The organism is Propioniciclava sp. MC1683, from assembly GCF_014164675.1.
Classification (GTDB): Bacteria; Actinomycetota; Actinomycetes; order Propionibacteriales; family Propionibacteriaceae; genus Propioniciclava.
In genome coordinates, this window is the sequence record NZ_JACJFX010000024.1 from 1 (window position 1) to 20,869 (window position 20,869).

The window sequence follows — 20,869 nt, forward strand, 5'->3', positions numbered from 1 at the left end:
ACGACCCGCTGCGGATGATGCGGGCCGCACGGTTCGCGTCCCAGCTCGGCTTCACCCCCGCCCCCGAGGTGGTCGACGCGATGACCGACATGGCCGAGCGCATCGACATCATCTCCGCCGAGCGCGTGCGTGACGAGCTCTCCCGGCTGCTGCTCTCGGACGCCCCGCGCGCCGGGCTGGACCTCCTCGTCCGCACCGGACTGGCGGACCGCGTCCTGCCCGAGGTCGCGGCGCTGGTGCGCGAGGTCGACGAGCACGGCCGCCACAAGGACATCTACCAGCACACCCTCACCGTGCTGGAGCAGTCGATCGACCTGGAGCGCGAGCGCGGGCGGGCGCCCGACCTCGTCGGCCGGCTGGCCGCGGTGTTCCACGACATCGGCAAGCCGCGCACCAAGAAGTTCGAGGCCGGCGGCAAGGTCTCCTTCCACCACCACGACGTGGTCGGGGCCAAGATGACCAAGAAGCGGCTCACCGAGCTGCGGTTCTCCTCCGACGAGGTCAAGGCGGTCGCCAAGCTCGTCGAGCTGCACCTGCGGTTCCACGGCTACGCCGACGCAGACTGGACCGACTCGGCCGTGCGCCGCTACGTGCGCGACGCCGGCGACCAGCTGGAGCGGCTGCACGTCCTCACCCGCGCCGACTGCACGACCCGCAACCAGCGCAAGGCCAACCGGCTGCGCACGGCATACGAGCAGCTGGAGTGGCGCATCGACGCCCTCGCCGAGCAGGAGGAGCTGGACGCGATGCGTCCCGACCTCGACGGCACCCAGATCATGGAGGTGCTCGGCATCCGGCCCGGCCCGGAGGTGGGGCAGGCGTACAAGTTCCTGCTCGAGAAGCGCCTCGACGAGGGCCCCCTGGGCGAGGAGCGCGCCCGCGAAATGCTTCTGGAGTGGTGGGCGCAGCGGTAGATCCGGGACGCCCCGCCGGCGGCCCGCTGCCCACGCCATGATGGGGCAGTGCAGACGGTGAGGGCGGTGACGGAACGGCTGGCGTCCGCGCCCGTCGTGCTCGTGATCATCGCGATCGCCTCGGTGCAGCTGGGGTCGTCGCTGGCCAAGGACCTCTACTCCGCGGCCGCGCCCCTCACCGTGGCCTGGCTGCGGCTCCTCGGCGCCGCTGTGGTGCTCGGGCTGATCACCCGGCCGCGCCTGCGCGCGCGGTCGGCGTCCGACTGGGCCTGGGTCGTGGCGTACGGACTGTGCCTGGCCGGCATGAACGTGACGTTCTACCTGGCCATCGAGCGCATCCCGATCGGGATGGCGGTCACCCTCGAGTTCCTGGGGCCGTTGGGGGTGTCCGTGGCGCTGTCGCGTCGGGCCCGCGACCTGCTGTGGGTCGGGCTGGCCGCGGTGGGCGTCGCCCTGCTCGGCTTCTCGCCCGGCGACCTCGACCCGGTCGGCGTGTTCTGGGCCCTGGCCGCGGCCTGCCTGTGGGCCGGTTACATCCTGCTCGCGGGGCCGACCGGACGCCGCTGGTCCGGCGTCTCGGGGGTGGCGGTGGCGTTCTGGGTCGGACTCGCCGGGCTGACGCCGGTGGTCTGGGCGCTCGACCTGTTCCCCGCCGCGGTGCCCGCGGTCTGGGGGCTCGGCCTGATGATCGGGCTGCTGTCCTCGGCGATCCCCTACGGGCTCGAGATGATGGCCCTGCGCCGCATCGAGCCGCGCATCTTCGGCATCCTCATGTCCCTCGAACCTGCCGCGGCGGCCCTGTTCGCGCTGGCCCTGCTGGGCGAGACGCTCCGCCCCATCGAGATCCTCGCCATGGCGTGCGTCGTGGTGGCCTCGATCGGTGTGGTGCGCTCGTCGCGCCCTGCCAGGCCCTCAGCGGACGCCGTTGGCCCAGAGGTCGCGTAGCAGGGCGATCTCGGCGAGGTGGTGGATGGCCTCGCGGTGGATGTGGAGCACGAGGGTCTCCATCTGGTGCTCGGCCCACGGCCCCTCGGCCTCGCCCACCGGACGTGCGAGCGCTTCCTCGTCCAGCCCGCGCACCCCATCGACCCAGAGCGCGACCACCGCGTCGAGGCGGTCGAGGGCGTCCGCGGCGGTGCCGGGGTAGTCGTAGGAGTCGTAGTCGACCGCCGGCCCGCCGAAGTGGGAACCGACCCGCGCGCCGAACACCCCGACCAGCAGGTGGCCGAGGCGCCACGCGATCGTGGTCACGGGGGCGGGATCCGGCTCGGGGAACGCGAAGTCGATGGTGAAGTCCCCGGAGCCGGCCTGGATCGGGGCGGTGCCGGTGCCGCGGGGGTGGACGTTCCAGGCTCCCGGGGCGGGCTCCCAGAAGTACTCGTCGTCGGTGAGCCCCTCGAGGCGGGGGCGGGCGGCGGTGTCAGATGTGGACGACCATGGGGCCAGTCAACCAACCCGGCGGCATCCGGGACCCCGTCGGGGGTGTACGGAGGTGTACGAACCCCGTGCGACAACGGGGTCCGTACGGTCAGCGGTCGCTGCAGGGGTCGATCCGGGGGATGCCGGGCAGGTATCGCTCCCACTCGTCGTCGGTGAGCGGCTCGCCGCGGAGCGCGCACAGGACCGGGCGTTCGGCGTCGGGGTCGGTGCCCCAGAGGCGGACCTCACCGGTGGCGCCGGTGGCGGCGATGAGGGCCCCGCCGGCGAGGAACTGCACGTCGTGCACCGACCCCATCGCGGCCGGCACCGACAGCACCGCTGTCGTGCTGTCCTCGGTGAGGTCCCACACCCACAGGTAGTCGCCGACGCCGGCCGCGACGAGCAGGGACGCGTCGGGGGAGAAGGCGATCGTGTTGATGCCGGCGCGCGGGCCGAGCAGGCGGCGGAGTTCCTGCGGCCGGGCCGGGTCGGTCCAGTCCCACAGCAGGACGTCGCCGCCGTCGGTGCCGGCAGCCAGAAGGCGCCCCGTCGATGAGAAGGCGGACGCCCCGGGGTTCGAGGGGGTCGGCAGGGACGCCGTGGCGACGGGATGCTCGGGGTCGGAGACGTCCCAGAGGTCGACGGCCCCCGCCGCGATGCCGACCTGCAGGTACCGCCCGTTGGGGGAGAAGGTCGCCAACTGGGGCACCTCGCTGGGCAGGGTCGCGAGCGGGGTCACGGAGAGGTCGGCGCCGATCCGCGCGAGCACCGTGCCGCGCCCGTTGTAGAGGCCGGCTGCGAGCAGGGTGCCGTCGGGACTCACGTCGAGCGCGACCAGGTTCTCGTCCGCGGCGATGCGCGAGGTGCGGGGGGTCCCGGGGACCGGACCCGCCACGTCCCAGACCACCACCTGACCGTCGGTGTTGCCCGCCACCACGCGGTCGCCGGCCGGGGTCATGGCCGTCGCCACCGAGGGCGCCAGCCCCTCGGGGAAGGGCAGGCGCAACCGCCGGTCGTTGCCGGGGCGGCCCCACAGCTCCACGACCGCGTCGGCCTGGTCGGTGCCGACCAGCCAGTCCGCGCCCGCGGCGTCCGCGGCCAGGTAGTAGATGCGGCCACCCTCGCTGCGCAGGACGCTGCTGCGCTCCCCCCAGTGCAGCAGCGTGCCGTCGACCAGGGTGGCCATCGGCTCGGGGCCGGCCCACGCCACCGACTGCACGATGGCGGGGGCCCTGATGCCGCGGAGGTGCTCCATGGTGTCGGACGCCCACACGTGCAGCCGCTGCTCGCTGTCTCCCGTGAGCAGCTGCGACCCGTCGCCGGAGAACGCGACGCCGTTGATCCAGAAGCTCGACACGGAGGTGAGCCGGGGCGGGGTGGTGCCTGCCCCGTCGAGCGGCCAGGTCGCCACCTGCCCGCTCGTCAGCCCTGCGGCCAGGCTGCTGCCGTCGGGGCTGATGGCCAGCGACAGCGCGCGGATGCCCGGGTCGGCGCCGAGGGGGATCGGGTCGGCCGGCTCGAGACCCGACGCGGTGACGGTCCAGACGCCGATGTGGTCGCGCGTGCCGGCGGTGAGGACCCGGCCACCGTCGGGGGTGAACGCCAGGGCGCTCACCTGCCCGTCGAAGGTCTGGGCCCCAAGGCGCTGGGGGCCGGCCGGCCGGTCGAGGTGCCAGAGCTCGACGGTCGAGGTGGTCCCGTCGGAGTGGGCCAGCGCAAAGCGGGGACCCGTGGGGTCGAAGGCGGCACCGAACAGCGTGCCCGCCCCGCCCAGGTCGGCCAGGGTGGTGGGCTCGTCCGTGACGTCCCACAGCGCGCGGTAGCCGCCGGCGCCCCCGGTGAGGAGCAGGAGTCGGTCCTCCGCCCGGGTCAGGGCCACCGCGAACAGCTGCCCGCCCGCAGGGTCGGCCGTGAAGCGGACGTCGGGCGGCCCGTAGATGGTGTCCGCCCGCCACAGCGCCACCCCGCCCGCACCGTCGACCTGCACCACCGAGCCGCCCGGGCCGGTGGTGGCGAAGGACGACCCGGGCGCCGTCCAGCGGGTGGGGACGTCGAGGCTGGTCGCCACGAGCAGGGAGCTGCGCGCCTCGCGGGTGGGAGCCAGCGCGGCGCTGACGAGGGCGAGCTGGGCGTACAGGTTCGGGTCACGGTCGCGCAGCGTGCTGGCCTGGTTGGCGACCTGGCGGGACTGGGCGTCCAGTTGCACCTGCCGGGTCTGCAGGAACGCGCCGGTGGCCAGCAGGGCGAGGACGAGGGTCAGCGCGGTCAGGCCGAACGCCAGCGCGCGCCCGCGCCGCAGCCGGGCCGACGTGCGGCGCTCCTGGGCGAGCTGGGAGGTGAAGTGGGCGCGGGACTCCGTGAGGAACTCGTCCTCGAGCGGGCTGAGCAGGTCGGTGCTGTCGTCCAGGCCCAGGCCGGCGAACATGGGCAGCCGGTCGACCGGGATCAGGCCGTCGGGGGAGCGGCCGCTGTCGACCCACAGGCGCGTGGCGCAGCACCGAGTCGTGGCTGATGTGCAGCTGGGTCTCGGTGGTGCTGAGCACCCGGGCGTCCACGAACGGGCGGGCGACGGCGAGCGTGGCCGTCGACAGCGAGGCCAGCGCGACAGGACGCCGCACGGCCCGGTCGTCCAGCAACCCGACCATGCGCATGAACAGGGCGCGCGCGGTGCGGCGCTGCTCGGTGGACAGGGACGCGACGATCCCGTCGGCGAGGTTCTCCACCGCCGAGGACAGCCCGCCGGCCCGTCGGTAGTCGTCGACGGTCATGCGCTGCCCCGACCCGGCGCCCCAGGTCATCAGCAGCGCGTGGGACACCAGCGGCAGCAGGGTGAGCGTGGCCTGCGGGTCCTCGGCCGCCCCGGTGTCGGCGAGGACGAGCTCGACCAAGCCCGGGTCGACCTCGACGTCGCGCAGGGCCGCGGGCCCGGTGATGGCCTGCCGGATCTCCTCCGGGGCCATGGGCTGGACCAGGATCGGCCGCTCGAGGGCGTCCCGCAGGTCGCCGAGTTCGGCGAGCCGCCCGTAGGCGTCGGAGCGGATGCCCAGCACGACGGTCACGCGGGCGGCGAGGTCGACCACGGCGGCGAGGGTCGCGTCCCGGTCCGCGCCCAGGTCCAGGAGTTCCTCGAACTGGTCGAGGACGATGAGGTCGGCGTCCCCGGTGTCGGGGTGGGTGGTGAGGTCGCGGACGGGGAGGACACGGCCGCGCCGGTGCTCGAGCAGCCCGCCCGGGGCGCAGTGGCGCCCGACCAGCCCGGCCGCGAGCAGCGAGGACTTGCCGCTGCCGGACGGGCCGACCAGCGCGACGAGCCCGTGCGTGGGGGCGTGGTGCCGGACGGCGGTGGCGATCCGGGCGGCCTCGACGTCGCGCCCGAAGAAGAGCCGCTCCTCGGTGGTGGCGTAGGGGCGCAGGCCGACGTAGGGGGTGTCGCCGCTGCGCAGGGTGCCCAGGGCGCGGTCGACGTCGAGCCACTCGGGCTGGACCTCGCCCTCCAGCCCGAGCGCGCGGACGAGCCGCTCGAACTGCGGCCGCAGGGCGGGGGTCGGGGCGTGCTTGCCGGACAGCCACCCCTGCACCGTCGCGGCCGGGACGTCGACCAGGCGCGCGACCGCGCGGATCGACAGGTTCTTCCGGCGCCGGGCGCTGTCCAGGCGCGCGGCCAGCTCCTCCCGGGGGGTCACCGACACGGTCTCATCGTGGCACCAGCGACCCCCGGTGGGCGAGATGCCGAGGGCTCTACTTCGATCACGATCAAAGTAGAGCCCTCGGCGTCCATGCCCGTGCCTCGGCGGGAGGCGGTCAGAGCATCGGCTGGGTGTGCCAGATGCGCTGGATGTAGTCGCGCATCGAGCGGTCGGAGCTGAAGAAGCCCGTGCGGGCGACGTTCAGGATCGCCGAGCGGGTCCAGGCGTCGGGGTCGGCGTACTTCTCCTCGACGCGCGCCTGCGCGTCGATGTAGGACTGGAAGTCGGCCAGCGCCATGAACCGGTCGCTGTGCAGCAGGTTGTAGACCACCGAGTCGAACAGGTGCTGGTCGCCGCCGGAGAAATGGCCGGACAGGATCAGGTCGATGGCCGCCTTGAGCTGCGCGTTGCCCTCGTAGTAGGCGCCCGGGCTGTAGCCCTTGGCGCCCAGGTCGGCGACCTCCGGCTCGGACATGCCGAACAGGAAGAAGTGCTTGTCGCCGACCAGCTCGCGGATCTCGACGTTCGCGCCGTCGTCGGTGCCGATGGTGAGCGCGCCGTTGAGGGCGAACTTCATGTTGCCGGTGCCCGAGGCCTCCATGCCGGCGAGCGAGATCTGCTCCGACAGGTCGGCGGCCGGGATCAGCTTCTCGGCCAGGGTCACGTTGTAGTTGGCCGGGAAGGCGACCTTGAGGCGTCCCTCCAGCTTGGGGTCGGCGTTGACGACCTCGGCCACCTTGTTGATCAGGTGGATGGTGTCCTTGGCCATCTTGTAGCCGGGGGCCGCCTTGGCGCCGAACACCACGGTGCGCGGGGTGACTTGGTCGACCGTTAGCTTGCCGGAGACGACCTGCTCGTACAGCGACACGATGTGCAGCAGCTTGAGGCTCTGGCGCTTGTACTCGTGCAGGCGCTTGACCATGACGTCCAGCAGGTGGCCATCGGGCAGGTCGATGCCGTCGCGGTTGCGCAGCACCTGGGTCAGGCGGCGCTTGTTCCAGGCCTTGGCCTCGGCGAAGCGCTCGCGGAACTCGGGGTCCTCGGCGAAGGGCTCGAGTTCCTTGAGGCGCTCGAGGTCGGTGACCCAGCCGGCGCCGATGGTGTCGTTGATGAGTTCGGCGAGCTTCGGGTTGGCCATCTTCACGAAGCGGCGCGGCGTGACGCCGTTGGTGACGTTGGTGAACTTGTCGGGCCACAGCTCGGAGAAGTCGGGCAGCACCTTGTCGCGCAGCAGCTGGCTGTGCAGGGCGGCGACACCGTTCACCTTGGTGGCGGCGTACGTCGACAGGTACGCCATGCGGACGCCGCGCTCGGGGAGCTCGGCGATGATCGACATGCGGCGGGCGCGGAGCTCGTCGTCGGGGCACGCCTCGCGCACCTCGGCCAGGAACTGCTCGTTGATCGCGTAGATGATCTCCAGGTGGCGCGGCAGCAGGCGGCCGAGCAGGTCGGTCGACCAGACCTCGAGGGCCTCCGGCAGCAGGGTGTGGCAGGTGTAGGCGAAGCACTTGGAGGTGACGGCCCACGCCTCGTCCCAGTCGAAGCCCTTCTCGTCCATCAGGATGCGCATGAGCTCAGGCACCGCGATGACCGGGTGGGTGTCGTTGAGCTGGAAGATGATGCGCTGGTCGAGGTTGTGGAGGTCGAAGTCGTCCTCCAACTCGTTCTCGATGAAGTCCCGCAGGGAGCAGGCCACGAAGAAGTACTGCTGCTGCAGGCGCAGCTCCTTGCCCTGCGGGGTCGAGTCCTCGGGGTAGAGCACCTTGCTGATGTTCTCGGCGAACGTCTGCGCGCGGACGGCCTGGGCGTAGTCGCCGGCGTTGAAGATCGCCAGGTCGAACGCCTTGGTCGCGGTGGCGCTCCACAGGCGCAGCGTGTTCACGCGGCCGTTGAGGTAGCCCGGGACCATGTAGTTGTAGGGCACGCCCAGCACGTTCCAGTCCGGCACCCAGCGCGTCCGCTCGGTGCCGGCCTCGTCGGTGTACTTCTCTGTGTGCCCGCCGAAGTTCACCTGCACGGACGCCTCGGGGTGCGGGAACTCCCACGGCGAGCCCAGGGCCAGCCACGTGTCGGGCTGCTCGACCTGGCGCCCGTCGACGAACGTCTGGCGGAAGATGCCGTACTCGTAACGGATGCCGTAGCCGATGCAGGGCACGTCCATGGTGGCCAGGGAGTCGATGAAGCAGGCCGCGAGGCGGCCGAGGCCACCGTTGCCGAGGCCGGGCTCGACCTCCTGGTTGCGGAGCGTGACCAGGTCGAGGCCGCAGAGCTCGAGGCCCTTCTCGGCGATGTCGTTGAGGTCGGTGGCCAGCAGCGCGTTGCCCAGCTGGCGGCCGAGGAGGTACTCCGCGGAGAGGTAGCCGACGGCCTTGGCCTTGGCGTCGCGGGTCTTGCGGCCGGTCTCCAGCCAGCGCGCCATGAGGTAGTTCTTCACGGTGCTGGCGAGGGCCAGGTACTGGTCGTTCACGCTGGAACGGGACAGGGGAACACCCTGGTTGGTGTTCAGCTCGTGGATGAACTCCTTGACGAAACCGTCGACCGAGAAGACCGGGGAGCCCACGGGGGCGGTGGCCAGCGGGTGGGTCGGTGTGTTCGCCGGACCGACCGCACGACGACCGGTCGCCGGCCGCTCGGGGTTCGAGAGTCCATTCTGCGCAAGTTCAGGCATGGTCCCCAGCCTAGGGTGATCGCTGCGTGGCGCGAATTCGGGCCGCTTCCCGGACGCGTCTTGCGCCGCCGATGTGAGTGTGCCTCAGCCGCGGTCAGGCGGACGCCGCGGCCTGCGGGAGGCGGGCGAACTCGTCCGTCCTCGGGATGGTGCGGATGTGCCGGCTGGCGCTGACGAGGACGCCGGCCACCGCGAGCAGGGCGGTGTAGGTGAGCAGGGCGGGGGTCCGCCCCCAGTGCTCGAGCAGGAACCCGGCCGCGCCGATGCCCAGCGGCATCATCGCCGACGAGACGAAGCCGGACGCCGACCCGGCCCGGCCCTGCATGGCGTCGGGGGTGACGTGCAGGCTGAACGCGCCCATACCGGCGTTGACCGCGGGCAGGGCCAGCGACACCGCGCACCCCAGCGCGCCGACCCACCACACCGAGGGGCTCAGCGGCATCAGCGCGAGCAGGACCACCATCGACCAGATCACCGCGATCGTCACCGTGCCGACGCGCAGGCGTCGCAGCAGCAGGCCCGCCAGGAGGGCGCCGACGAGGGCGGACGCCCCGAGCGCCGACTCGAGCAGGCCGAGGCCCTGGGGCGGGAGGCCGTCGCGCTGGAGGGCGAGGATCGCGACGGTGAAGATCCCGTTGGCGGCGAGGTTGAGCACCATCCCGATGGCGACCATGTCCCGGATCGGGGCCGTCCGCCACACCCACCGGAGGCCCTCGCCGATCTCGCGCAGGAGCCCGGTGGAGGCGTCCGGGGTGCGTTCGGGCGCGGGCAGGGGCGTCCGGACCGAGCGGTAGCCGAGCGCCGCCAGCGCGTAGAGGACCGCGTTGGTGACCAGCGGGACGACGTGGCCCACGGCGAACAGCGCGCCGCTGAGGGCGGGGCCCACGAGGGAGCCGACGCTCATGCGGGCCTGGGTGACGGTGGCGGCGGTGCCGAGTTGCTCGGGGGGCACGATCGTCTTGATGGCCGCGCGCCCGGCCGGCCAGATGAAGGAGGCCAGGCACCCCTCGACGAGGGCGACCGCCAGCAGGTGGCCGAACGTGATGGTGCCCAGCGCGCCCGCGATCGGGACCGTGGCCATGACCACCGCCAGCAGCAGGCCGGTGACGACGAGGGTGCGGCGCCGGTCCCACCGGTCGACCAGGGCGCCGGCGGGCAGTCCGGCCGCGAGGTGGCCCACGCCGTAGGCGGCGCTGACCAGGCCGGCCTGGGCCGACGAGCCGGTGAGCTCGAAGGTGAGCAGGAGCAGCGCCATGCCGGTCATGCCCGAGCCGACCGCCTCGACGACCTGGCCGCCGGTGAGGCGGACGTAGTCGGGGTTGCGCCGCAGCGGGGTGGGGGCGGTCTCGGTCATGGCACCATCATGAGACACGCAAGACTCCTTGCGCAAGGAGTCTTGCGCAACAAGTCTTGATAGGGTTCCGTCATGGAGAACGGGCCGCTGCGCGTCGCCGACGCCGAGACGCTGCGGGCCTTCGCGCACCCGTTGCGGCTGCGCATCCTCTCCGACCTCTCCGAGAGCGGTCGGTCGAACGTGGTGGGTGTCGCCGAGCGGCTGGGGGAGCCGGCGAACTCGGTCAGCTACCACCTCTCGATCCTGGCCCGGCACGGCCTCGTGGTCGCGGCCGAACCCCCCGAGGGCGCGACCCGGCGCGAGCGCTGGTGGCAGACGGGGTCGACCACCGGCTTCGCCGTGGACGCCGTCGACGACGAGTCCCGGCCCGCGGTGGTCGAGGCCCTCACGACGTGGTCCCAGCAACGGGCCGGTGAGGTGGCCCGCCGGCTGATGGCGTCGGAGGAGGAGGCCGAGGCACGGGGCCTCCCGGCGACGCAGAGCGGCCTGGGCGTGTGGCTCACGCCCGAGGAGGCGCGCGCGGCGGCGGCCGAGCTCCGGGCGGTCGCGCGCCGGCTGGGCGAGCAGTACCGGGCCCAGCGGGCGCACGGCACCCTGGCCGAAGGCCCGGGGGCGGGCGCCGACTACTACCTGTTCGACCTCACCTTCTTCGCCGACCTCTCCGGGCAGGCGACGCTGCGCGGCTCGATCAACGTGGGCGGTGACCCCGACTGAGCCGTCCCGTCAGGGGCGCAGGCGCGCGATCGCGGCGTCCAGCATCGGCTCGGTGAGCTTGCCGGTGAAGGTGTTCTGCTGGCTGACGTGGTAGCACCCGACGAGCCGCACCGGGTTGCCGTTCGGGAGGGCCAGCGTGGCCTCGGCGCCGTGGCCGAACCTCGGCTTGGGGCGCGGAACCGCCCAGCCGAGGCGACGGGCGGCGGCCAGTGTGGAGTCCCACGCGATCGACCCCAGCGCCATGATCGCGGTCACGTGCGGCGCGGCCAGTTCGAGGTCGCGGTCCAGCCACGGCGCGCAGGTCGCCTTCTCCTCGGTCGTCGGCTTGTTGTCGGGGGGCGCGCAGTGCACGGGCGCGACGATCCGCAGCCCCGTCAGCACGAGGTCGTCGCCGGCGTGGGTCGCACGGGGCTGGTTGGCGAACCCCGCGCGGAACAGGGCGGCGTACAGCCAGTCGCCCGACCGGTCGCCGGTGAACATGCGGCCGGTGCGGTTGGCGCCGTGCGCGGCGGGGGCGAGCCCGACCACCAGGGCGGCGGCGTCCGGGTCACCGAAGCTGGGCACCGGGCGCCCCCAGTACGGCTGGTCGGCGAACGAGGACCGCTTCGTCGCGGCGACGTCCTCGCGCCAGGCCACCAGGCGGGGGCAGGCGCGGCAGACCGTGACGGCGGCGTCCAGCTCGGCGCGCAACGCGGTGGCGGCGAGCCGGGCGACGGCGTCCGAGGCGGTGGCGACCGGGGTGGACGCCGTGGCGGGGTCGCCGGGCCAGCCCGTGCCGGGGGGCACGGGGGACGCGAACGGCTGCCCGGTGATCGGGTGCGGCAGGGGGTCGGAGCCCATGGCGACACCTTAGGCTCAGCGGCATGCGCGGAGTGATCATGCACGGGCCCGGCGACATCCGGGTCGAGGACCGTCCGGACCCCACGATCCAGGAGCCGACGGACGCGGTCATCCGCGTGACGGCCACCTGCGTGTGCGGCTCGGACCTGTGGGGCTACCGGGGCATCAACGACCCGACCGACCCCAGGCCGATGGGGCACGAGTACTGCGGTGTCGTCGAGGCCGTGGGCGGCGCCGTGCGCGACATCGAGGTCGGCGACTTCGTGGTCGGCGGCTTCTACGCGTCCTGCAACGAGTGCGCCCACTGCCGGGCGGGGTTCCCCAACGGCTGCGTGCGGCACCAGTGGTACGACGGCTGCCAGGCCGAGCTGCTCCGCGTCCCGCTCGCGGACGGCACCTTGGTCGCCACCCCGGGGCAGCCGGACGAGGCCTTGGTGCCCTCGCTGCTGACGCTCAGCGACGTCATGGCGACCGGCTGGCACGCGGCCGTGATGGCGGGCGTCCGCCCGGGCGGGACCGCTGTCGTCGTCGGCGACGGGGCCGTCGGGCTGTGCGGCGTGCTCGCGGCCTCCCAGCTCGGCGCCGACCGCGTGATCGCGATGAGCCGGCACGCCTCGCGTCAGGAGGTGGCCCGCCGATTCGGCGCCACCGACATCGTCGAGGAGCGAGGGGATGAGGGCGTGGCCCGCATCAGGGAGCTCACCGCCGGCGTCGGCGCGGACGCCGTGCTGGAGTGCGTCGGCACCGGCGACGCCATGAACCAGGCGATCGCCTGCGCCCGCCCCGGAGCGATGGTCGGCTTCGTCGGCGTCCCGCACGGCGTCGAGCTGCCGATCGGGCAGATGTTCGCCCGCAACGTGGGCGTCCGGGGCGGCATGGCGACCGTGCGCACCTACCTGCCCGACCTGATGGAGCGCGTGTGGTCGGGCAGGATCGACCCCGGCCTGGTCTTCGACCTCACCCTGGGGCTCGAGGACGCCGCCGAGGGCTACCGCGCCATGGACGAGCGCCGGGCCATCAAGGCGTTGCTGCGTCCCTGAGCCCCAGCGTGGCCGGCAGCGTGGGCGTCCGGCCGTGGACGTGCTCGCCGAGGAACCCGAGCACGACCTCGTACCAGACCCGCGCGTGCTGGGGCTGGAGGATCCAGTGGTTCTCGTCGGGGAAGTACAGGAACCTGTGGGGGCTCTGGCCCTTCTCGTCGGCGGGCAGGCCCGACTTGCTGAGCAGCTCCCACCACAGGCGCAGGCCCTCGCCGATCGGGACGCGGTAGTCCTTGTCGCCGTGGATCACCAGCATCGGAGTGCGGATCTCGCCCACCGAGGTGTGCGGCGAGTGGCCCTCGACGAGCCCGCCCATCTCGCGCGCCCAGTAGTACGGGGCATCGGTGGTGGGGCCGAACTGGTCGAGCGCCCACAGGCTGGCGTGGGTGACGATCGCCGCGAACCGGTCGGTGTGGCCGGCGATCCAGTTGGCCATGTAGCCGCCGAAGCTGCCGCCCATCGCGATGGTCTTGCGCGAGTCGATGTCGTCGCGCGCCTCGGTCGCATCGGTGATGGCCATCAGGTCGGTGTAGGGCGCATCGCCCCACGTGCCCCAGCCGCGCTCGATGAAGTCCTGGCCGTACCCCGTGCTCAGCGCCGGGTCGGGCAGCAGGACGGCGTAGCCCTGGGCGACCATGTTCCACGGCGTCCAGCGCCAGGACCAGGCGTTCCACGAGCCGAGCGGGCCGCCGTGGATCCACAGCAGCAGCGGTGCCGGCTTCTCGGGCGACGCGCCGTGGGGCAGCGCCAGCCACCCACGAATCCGGACGCCGTCGGCTGAGGTCGTCTCGACCTCGACCAGCGTGCCGGGCAGCTCGGGGCGCTCGACAGGGTTGGGCAGACGGGTGACGGAGTCGCCGTCGATGCGGACGACCTCGGTGGGGTACGCGTAGCTCGAGCGGGCGCCGTACACCGTGCCGTCGGGGGCGATGGCGGCACCGCCGTAGGCGGCGTCGTCGTGGGTGAGCTGGGTGACCCCACCGGAGGCGACGTCGAGGCGGAACAGCGGGCCCCGGCCGTCCTGGTCGGCCTGCAGCAGCACGGCGTCGCCGGCGGGGTACCAGGCGATCGGGCTCGCCCACTGGTCGAACGCGTCGGCGATCGGGCTGACGATGCCCGAGGCGATGTCGAGCAGGCCCAGCTCGTGGCTCGGGGCCATGGTGGCGGTGCCGGTGCGGCCGTACACCACCAACGCGCGGGTGCCGTCGGGGCTGACCGGGCCGGGCGTGTAGTCGGTGCCGGTGACGCCGGCCACGAGGTCGGTCCAGGTGCCCTCGGCGACGTCGACCTTCACGATCGAGGTCAGCCGGTCACCCAGCGCGACCGGGATCGTGCGGCCGGCCAGCACGAACGAGCCGTCGGGGGCCACGCTCAGGCCGTGGCTGCTCAGGTGGCTGCCGAGACCCTTCGTGAGCAGGCGCAGGCGCTTCGGGGCGACGGCGTCCACGGTGCGGGGGAGCGTGGGGTCGGTGGCGGCCTCGGCGTCGGCGGGATCGGCCGCGTCGGCGTCCTCGTCGGACGGCTCGGTGATGGGGGCGTCCTCGAGCACGAAGAGGTGGGCGGCGTCGGGGCCGAGGTCGGCGTCCCAGTAGCGCACGGCCGCGTCGGTGTGCAGGATCGCGGCGACCTTCTTCTCCTTGCGCTGCTTGCGCGCCTCGGCGTCGGCCTTCTCGGGGTCGTCGGCGTGCTCGGCCACCGGCATCAGCGGGGCCACGACGAACACGCCGCCGCCGCGCCCGGTCAGGACGGCCTGGATGCCGCCGGGACGCGAGATGACCAGCCGGGCCTCGCCGCCCGCGGCAGGGACCATCCAGAGCGCGGCGACCGGGTCGTCGCCGTCACCGTCGGGGTCGGGGCGGGCCGAGACGAAGTACAGGTTGCCCTCGGCGTCGAAGGCCGCACCCGACTCGCCCTTGGCCGAACGGGTGACGCGGCGCGCGGGCGCCTCGCCGGCCGGGTCGAGCTCCCAGACCGCGTTGGCGTAGCGGGTCTTCTTGGCGTCCAGCGTCGAGACGATCGTGGCCAGCCGCTTGCCGTCGGGACTCAGCGCCAGCTCGTTCACGCGCGGGTACGCGATGAAGTGCTGCAGGTCGTGGAACGGGGTCTCAGGGCGTCGTCGACTCATGCGGCCCATCCTGCCGCGCGGGTCAAGACTGCGACGGGAGTTGCTGCTCGACGGGGAACGCGGACGAGGCCAGCGTCACCGACCCGTCGGCCTTGCCCACGATGACCGGGCCGTTCCCCAGCAGACCGGCCGCGAAATCGCCGGTCAGCGACGCGCGCGTGTTGTAGCCGAAGACCCACGCGGTCGGGTACTCGGTGCACGAGGCGATCACGATCTCGTGGGCGTGGACGGGTTGGACGTTCTCGGCCAGGTGGCGCCGGGCGACGTCGAAGGCATCCTGCAAGATCACATCGTTCATGGCCGTCTTCCCGGTTCCCCCAGGGCTGCGACGACCTCGGCAGGCGGAAGATAGCCGTGCTCGGAGACGTAGTGCAGCACCAGGTTCGGCGCCACCCAGCGTCGCCCGCCCGCCATCACCTCGATGCTGGCGCTGCCGAGGTGGAGCGTGTCTCCCCGCTGCGTCGCGTACTCGGTGGGGTGGAAATCGGGCGACCACGGGCCGACCTCCTCGGGCGCCGGGCGGGGACAGAAGGCGCAGGTGTGGAAGCCCCGGGTGCGATCGATGGGGCTGCGGGCGGCCTCCTCGAGCCCGCGCCTCACCTCCGACGGGCACGGGCCCTCCCGGAAGGGGCGCCTCGGGTCGAGCCACCCGAAGGCCAGCGTGTCCTTCTGCCAGGGCCACTTCCGGGGTGAGAGCACCGACCCGTCCTCGTGGTACATGGGACTCCTCTCAGGGCAGCAGGGGGTAGTTGCGGCACGCCGCCCAGTCGTAGGTGCCGCCGTTGGGGGTGATCAGGTCGGCCAGGGACGTCGCGGTGGACACCGTGACGGGGTTGTTGATGATGTCCAGGTCCGGCGTGGGCGGGTAGAGCACGTGCTCGGGGATGACGTCCCCGGGCCCGTAGACATCCACGGTCGGGGGGCGGAACGGCCACCGCATCTGCCGCTCGATCTGGTTGCCCAGGCTGTCGAGGATCGTGTCGCCCTCGGCTCCGTACATCCGGATCCGGACGCCCTCGGGCACGACCATGTGGTTGCTCGGGATGCCGATGTCGGGGATGTCCCGGACCGGGGTGCCGGGGATGCCCCCGTGACCGGAGAGCACGGTCCCGTCCGCGGCGAAGCTGCGGCCCAGGATGTTGCCCGCCACGTCCTGGATCGCGTGGCCGGCTGCTGCGCCTCCCCCACCGAGGACCCCGCCCATGAGCCCCTCGGAGCCCGCGGCCATGAAGAAGCCGCCCACACTGTGGGGGCCGGGGCCCGTCATGTAGCGGTACCCGCCCATGCCGAAGCCCTCGAATGCGCCCGAGCCGGCGCCGATCGCGACGGTGGCGCGCAGGCCGCTCATGCTCGTCCGTGCCATCAGGGCTGTCGCCCCCAGGCCACCGACCGCACCGAGTGCTGCCGAGACGGCCACCTGGTCCCACTTGACCTCGCCGGTGGTCGCCTTCTGGATGATGGTGTCGGCGCCGGCCCCGATGAGCATCATGCCGAGGGGGCCTCCGGCGCCGGTGGCGACGAGGACACCGCCTGCGATCACCATCGCACCGCCGGCGAGGTACTCCCAGTTGTCCGACACCCAGTCGCCGGCCGCGGCGAGGAAGCCTTGGTTGGCGTCGCGGTACGCCTGCAGTTCGGCATCGGTGACCGGACGCCGACCGCTCGGGTCGAGCGCGTGCAGCGGGTCGTTGCCGGCGTAGCTGTAGGGGTTGTGCGCCCACCCGGCGCCGGCGATGCCGACGAGGGGGTCGACGGACAGGAACCCCTGGGTGGCAGGGTCGTAGGCGCGCTGCCCCAGCCACTCGAGACCGGCCACCGTGAGCCCGCCCGAGGCGAGCAGGCCGACCCCGACGACGTCCAGCCCCGTGGGGGAGGACCAGGGGCCGTTCGCGTCCGACCGCTGGCGCCAGCCGACCGGGGACCAGCCGCCGGTCGAGCCCATGACGCCCGGCCCGACGACGACCGGCTGGTCCGCAACCTCGACCGCGGGGCGCTGGGGGTCGATCGAGTCCCAGAACACCTCCGCGTCGTCGACCCGGGCGAGCTCGCCGAGGGCGTCCACGAGGAGGGTCGTCGTCCCCGCCGGGCCCGCCATCGCGGAGAGCCAGCCGCGGGCGTGCCATGCGAAGGTGGTGCGACCCTGGGGCCCTTCCTCGGCCGTGCGGCGGCCCAGCTCGTCGTAGGTGTAGGTGGTGGTGCCGGCCGGCGAGGTCGTGCGCGTGAGCTGGCCGGCGGCGTCGTGCTCGAGGTGCACCTCGCCCGACGCGTCGGAGCGGGAGGCCACGCGACCCAGGGCGTCGTACGCCCAGCGCTCCTCGACACCGGCACCGGTTCGGGCCACGAGCTGGCCGGCGGCGTCGTGGTCGAAGTGCTCGGCCCGACCATCGCGGACGACCCCGCTCAGGCGACCGTCGGCGTCCCACATCAGCTCGGTGGTGGACCGCACGCCCGCCTCGGTCAGGTGGTGGCGTGCCACGGAGCCGTCGCGGTGCTCCCACTCCTGGGTGGTGCCGGCGGACGAGGCCCGGACGAGGCGGCCCGCGGCGTCGTGCACGAACTCGACCCTGCCGATGCCGTCGGCGTCGATGGCGGTGACCCGGCCCGCGGCGTCCCGTTCGTACCGCGTGCTGGTGCCCGCTGGCGTGGTCACCCCGACGCAGCGCCCGTTGTCGTCCCACGACCACCGCAGCGAGCGGCCGTCGCGGGCGCGCTCGACGAGCCGGCCCGCGGCGTCCCACACCAGGGAGACCTCGCCGTCGGCCGTGGCCGCGGTCAGGCGACGCCCGTCGGCCGCCCGGGTGAAGCGGGTCACCGTCTCCCCGTCGACGGCGAGGTCGGTCACCGCGCCCGTCGCGTCGTAGGCCCAGGTCAGGCGCTGCCCGTCCGGCTGCTCCTGCCAGACCTGGCGGCCCGCGGCGTCGTAGCCCGCGCGCGTGGTCCGGCCCAGGGGGTCGGTCTCGGAGGCGATCTGGCCGAGGGGCATCCAGCTGCGGCGCACGGTGCCGCCCATCGGGTCCTGCACCTCGATCGCGCGGCCGAGGTCGTCGTAGCGGTAGCAGGTGACCCCGCCGAAGGCGTTCACGGCCTCGACGAGCTGCCCGGCCGCGTCGTACCGGAAGGTGCGGGCGCCCCACATGCGGTCGCGCAGGCCGACCACGCGCCCCGCGAGGTCGAACGTCCACGTGGAGCGGCCCAGGCCGGGCGCCGTCCGGGCGACGGTGCGGCCCAGCGCGTCGTAGTCGTACCGGGTGACCGCGCCGGTGGCATCGGTCTCGGTGGCCAGGTGCCCGTCGGCCGTGTAGGTGAAGGTCGTCGTGGCGCCCAGCGGGTCGGTGACCGACTGCAGGCGGCCGCAGCGGTTCCACGCGTACCGGGTGGTGCTGCCGTCCGGACGCCGCAGGCCGACCAGGCGGCCCGCGATGTCCCGTTCCAGGGAGGTCACGTGCCCGAGCGCGTCGACGTACTCGACGGGACGGCCGCAGCGGTCGTGGCGGGTGAGCCGGCTGCCGCCGTCGGGGGCCTGCACCGAGACGATGCGGCCCAGGGTGTCGGTGCGCACGACCGCCGTGGAGTCGCCGACCGTGGTGCTCACCGCGCCCCCGGGGGAGCGCGTGGACTCCACGACGTGGTCGGTCGGGTCGGTGGTGCGCGTCGGGCCGCCGTTGACGTCGTACTCCTGCCGCCACGTGCCCCCCTCGGGGGACGTGACCGCGACCAGCCGGGACAGGGTGTCGTGTGCGTACTCCCAGGCGCTGCCGTCGGGCAGCTCGACGCGGGCGAGGTTGCCCAGCGCGTCGAACTCCCGGGTCACGGTGCGGCCGAGCGGGTCGGTCGTGCGGTGGGCCTCGCCGGCCTCGTCGCGCTCGATCGTGGTGCGGTGGCCGTACGGGTCGGTCGTCGCGGTCGCGCGGCCGCCGGCGGTGAACTCGTAGGCCCACACCGCGCCGTCGGGGGTGGTCTTCGAGGCCAGGGCGCCCCGGGCGTCGTAGGAGAAGGTCGTGCGGTGGCCCGAGGGGGTGATCGCGGCGGTCACCCGACCGGCGTCGTCACGCTCGAGGCGGGCGGCGTTGCCGTCGGCGTCGGTCGTCGCGACCAGGTCGCCGTGGGAGTCGTAGGTGTGGGTGACGGTGACCCCGGCCGGGTCGGTGATCGCCGTGAGCAGGTTGCCGTCCCAGGCCAGGGTGGTGACGCCGCCCTCGGCGTCGACCATCCGGCTCGGGTTCCGGTCGGTCCCCTCGTAGGCGTAGGTCGTGGTGGCCAGGTCGCCGTCGTTGTCGACGACCACCTCGACGGGGCGGTCGGCCTCGTCGTAGACCGTGTCGACCCGCGCGCCGGACGGCAGCACCTGCGTGGTGCGACGGCCCCGTGCGTCGAACTCGGCCAGCGTGACCGACCCGTCACGCCCGGTCGCCATCACCAGCTGCCCGTGGGCGTCATAGGCCATCGACTGGCGATGGTCGTGGGCGTCGACGACCCCCACGAGGCGGCCCTTGTCGTCGTGCAGCCACGTGTTCGACCGCGACCCGTCGGTGTCGGCGACGACGGTGACGCGGCCGGGGAGGTAGGAGAAGCGCGTGGTGCGGCCGTGGCGGGAGACCTGGGTGACCACGCGACCCTGCTCGTCGTAGGTGTTGACCGCCTCGGCCACGCCGTCGGCGTCGGTCACGCTCTCGATCAGCCCGGCGGCGTTCCAGCCGTAGCGGCGGGTCGCGCCATCGGTCGAGACCGCGACCAGCCGGCCGGCCTCGTCGTAGCCGTAGTCCACGCGGCGCCCGTCGGAGGACACCAGCGCAGCGATGCGGTCGTCGGCCCACTCGACGGCGATCGAGCGGCCGCGCTCGTGGGCCAGGCCGAGCAGGCGCAGGCCGTCCCACGCCAGCTCCACCCGCGTGCCCGGGCCGCGCTCGAAGCAGGCCAGTTGCCCGCCGGCCAAGAACTCCCAGCGCCCGCCGGCGTTGTCGGTGACCGCGTGGCCGTCGCCCGCGGCATCCAGCCAGTAGGCCTCGGAGGTCGCCCGACCCCAGCCGGAACCCTGCCGGGGGAAGTGCACCTCGCGGCCGTCGGCGTGCCGCCAGCGGGCACCCTCGGCGTCGAGGGCCAGACCCGCCTCGGCCACCGAGGACCAGCCCGGGCCGAACGCGCCCACGCCGGGGTGCAGCGAGTTGTACAGGCGGTCGAACCGAAGGGTGGCGTTGCCGCCGGCGAAGCCCAGGTCGCACTCGGGCTCGAGGAAGTTGCCCGTCGCGGTGTTCACCGGGTCGTTGGCGTACCCCGTGGTGGGCGGGGCGCCGTAGGCCTGCGGCGGGTCGATCGTGAGCTGCGTGCGCTCGGCGTTCACGCCGGCCGCCGCCAGCGACGCCGTGATCGCCGCGTTGGAGGTCGTCACGAGGCCGTCGCTGCCCGCGGCCTCGAAGGCCGCCGCCACGGTGTCGGCCCAGCGCACGTCCTCTTTGTTGGCGCTCAGGTAGCGGTCGAAACCGGTCCAGACCGTGGACGCCTCGAGGCTGCCGAACCCGCACCCGGCCGTGAAGTCGTCGTAGGCGCTGCGGAGGTTGCCCGGCCAGGAGGCGAGGTCGTCGTTGGCGCCCCGGGAGTTGGACGCGAAGGTGCGCAGGTGGTCGGGCCGGGCCGACGAGGTGCCGGTGCTGCCCGAGCCCTGCAGGGGATCGCGGACGCCCTGCTCGGGCTGCGCGAACGACAGCGAGACCGGCTGGGCGGCCGGGCCGACCGGCGGATCCTCCCCGCCGGTGAACCAGTCGGCCACGTGGTCCCAGAAGCCCCGCTCGTCCTGCCGCTGCTTCCACGCGCGGGCGGTCTCCCGCCGGTCCTGCTCACTGCGCGCCTCGCGGGCGAGCTGGTCGGCCCCCTCGGCGACCTCGCGCAGGCGGGCCACCAGCAGGCGGGCGTCTGAGGCCTGCACCCGGCCGTTGCCCCGGAACAGCTCGGAGTAGTAGCCCAGGAAGTCGGCCAGCGCGTGGGCGACCCAGCCGGACCGCGAGGTGGCCTGGCCCTCGATCGCGTTGGCCGCGTTGCGGCAGCGGCGGGCCAGCGTCGAGGCGGCGACGTGGTTGAACCGGACGTCGGACTCGATGCCCTGCATGATGCTCAC

14 protein-coding genes are annotated in these 20,869 nt (G+C 73.5%); 4 read left to right on the forward strand and 10 right to left on the reverse strand.

Annotated features, from left to right (window positions below; genetic code table 11):
• Positions 1 to 914, forward strand: a 914-nt coding sequence (locus H5397_RS12860) for a CCA tRNA nucleotidyltransferase (RefSeq protein WP_182817909.1), incomplete at its 5' end; no start/stop codon positions are given.
• A 66-nt stretch (positions 915 to 980) separates the two neighbouring features.
• Positions 981 to 1,859 (forward strand): DMT family transporter, encoded by an 879-nt coding sequence (locus H5397_RS12865; RefSeq protein ID WP_243760836.1) that lies wholly within the window; start codon positions 981 to 983, stop codon positions 1,857 to 1,859.
• On the opposite strand, the gene H5397_RS19190 is transcribed toward H5397_RS12865, so the two are convergent.
• From H5397_RS19190 to H5397_RS12885, 5 genes are all read right to left on the reverse strand, one after another.
• Complete coding sequence (locus H5397_RS19190; protein ID WP_375539450.1) at positions 1,827 to 2,165, reverse strand: DinB family protein; 339 nt, start codon at positions 2,163 to 2,165, stop codon at positions 1,827 to 1,829. The two genes, H5397_RS12865 and H5397_RS19190, sit on opposite strands and share 33 nt — an antisense overlap.
• Before the next feature lie 277 nt (positions 2,166 to 2,442).
• On the reverse strand, positions 2,443 to 3,588 hold the full coding sequence (locus H5397_RS19195; RefSeq protein WP_375539451.1) for a WD40 repeat domain-containing protein: 1,146 nt from the start codon (positions 3,586 to 3,588) through the stop codon (positions 2,443 to 2,445).
• 889 nt (positions 3,589 to 4,477) lie between these two features.
• On the reverse strand, positions 4,478 to 6,022 hold the full coding sequence (locus H5397_RS18910; protein WP_182817910.1) for a helix-turn-helix domain-containing protein: 1,545 nt from the start codon (positions 6,020 to 6,022) through the stop codon (positions 4,478 to 4,480).
• Between the two features lie 112 nt (positions 6,023 to 6,134).
• A complete protein-coding gene (locus tag H5397_RS12880) occupies positions 6,135 to 8,687 on the reverse strand; it encodes a glycogen/starch/alpha-glucan phosphorylase (RefSeq protein WP_182817912.1) in 2,553 nt (850 codons plus the stop codon).
• A 94-nt stretch (positions 8,688 to 8,781) separates the two neighbouring features.
• Positions 8,782 to 10,041, reverse strand: coding sequence for an MFS transporter (locus tag H5397_RS12885; RefSeq protein WP_182817913.1), 1,260 nt, complete (start codon positions 10,039 to 10,041; stop codon positions 8,782 to 8,784).
• Positions 10,042 to 10,113: 72 nt separating this feature from the next.
• Here H5397_RS12885 and H5397_RS18675 point away from each other — a divergent pair, with 72 nt between their 5' ends.
• Positions 10,114 to 10,755 (forward strand): helix-turn-helix domain-containing protein, encoded by a 642-nt coding sequence (locus H5397_RS18675; RefSeq protein WP_182817914.1) that lies wholly within the window; start codon positions 10,114 to 10,116, stop codon positions 10,753 to 10,755.
• 9 nt (positions 10,756 to 10,764) lie between these two features.
• On the opposite strand, the gene H5397_RS12895 is transcribed toward H5397_RS18675, so the two are convergent.
• Complete coding sequence (locus tag H5397_RS12895; RefSeq protein WP_182817916.1) at positions 10,765 to 11,595, reverse strand: uracil-DNA glycosylase; 831 nt, start codon at positions 11,593 to 11,595, stop codon at positions 10,765 to 10,767.
• Positions 11,596 to 11,618: 23 nt separating this feature from the next.
• Between H5397_RS12895 and H5397_RS12900 the strand changes: the two genes are divergently transcribed.
• On the forward strand, positions 11,619 to 12,635 hold the full coding sequence (locus H5397_RS12900; protein ID WP_182817917.1) for a zinc-dependent alcohol dehydrogenase family protein: 1,017 nt from the start codon (positions 11,619 to 11,621) through the stop codon (positions 12,633 to 12,635).
• On the opposite strand, the gene H5397_RS12905 is transcribed toward H5397_RS12900, so the two are convergent.
• The 4 genes from H5397_RS12905 to H5397_RS12920 are packed head-to-tail and all read right to left on the reverse strand — an operon-like array spanning position 12,613 to position 20,860.
• The gene (locus H5397_RS12905; RefSeq protein WP_255438902.1) at positions 12,613 to 14,760 is read right to left on the reverse strand and encodes an alpha/beta fold hydrolase; all 2,148 of its coding nucleotides are present in this window, start codon (positions 14,758 to 14,760) and stop codon (positions 12,613 to 12,615) included. The two genes, H5397_RS12900 and H5397_RS12905, sit on opposite strands and share 23 nt — an antisense overlap.
• Before the next feature lie 22 nt (positions 14,761 to 14,782).
• Positions 14,783 to 15,058 carry a YrhB domain-containing protein gene (locus H5397_RS12910; protein ID WP_182817919.1) on the reverse strand — a complete coding sequence of 92 codons (276 nt, stop codon included), beginning with the start codon at positions 15,056 to 15,058 and terminating at the stop codon, positions 14,783 to 14,785.
• Positions 15,055 to 15,480 (reverse strand): hypothetical protein, encoded by a 426-nt coding sequence (locus tag H5397_RS12915; RefSeq protein ID WP_182817920.1) that lies wholly within the window; start codon positions 15,478 to 15,480, stop codon positions 15,055 to 15,057. Before H5397_RS12915 ends, H5397_RS12910 begins: the two co-directional genes overlap by 4 nt.
• Before the next feature lie 10 nt (positions 15,481 to 15,490).
• The gene (locus tag H5397_RS12920; RefSeq protein ID WP_255438907.1) at positions 15,491 to 20,860 is read right to left on the reverse strand and encodes a DUF6531 domain-containing protein; all 5,370 of its coding nucleotides are present in this window, start codon (positions 20,858 to 20,860) and stop codon (positions 15,491 to 15,493) included.
• Positions 20,861 to 20,869: the final 9 nt, after the last annotated feature.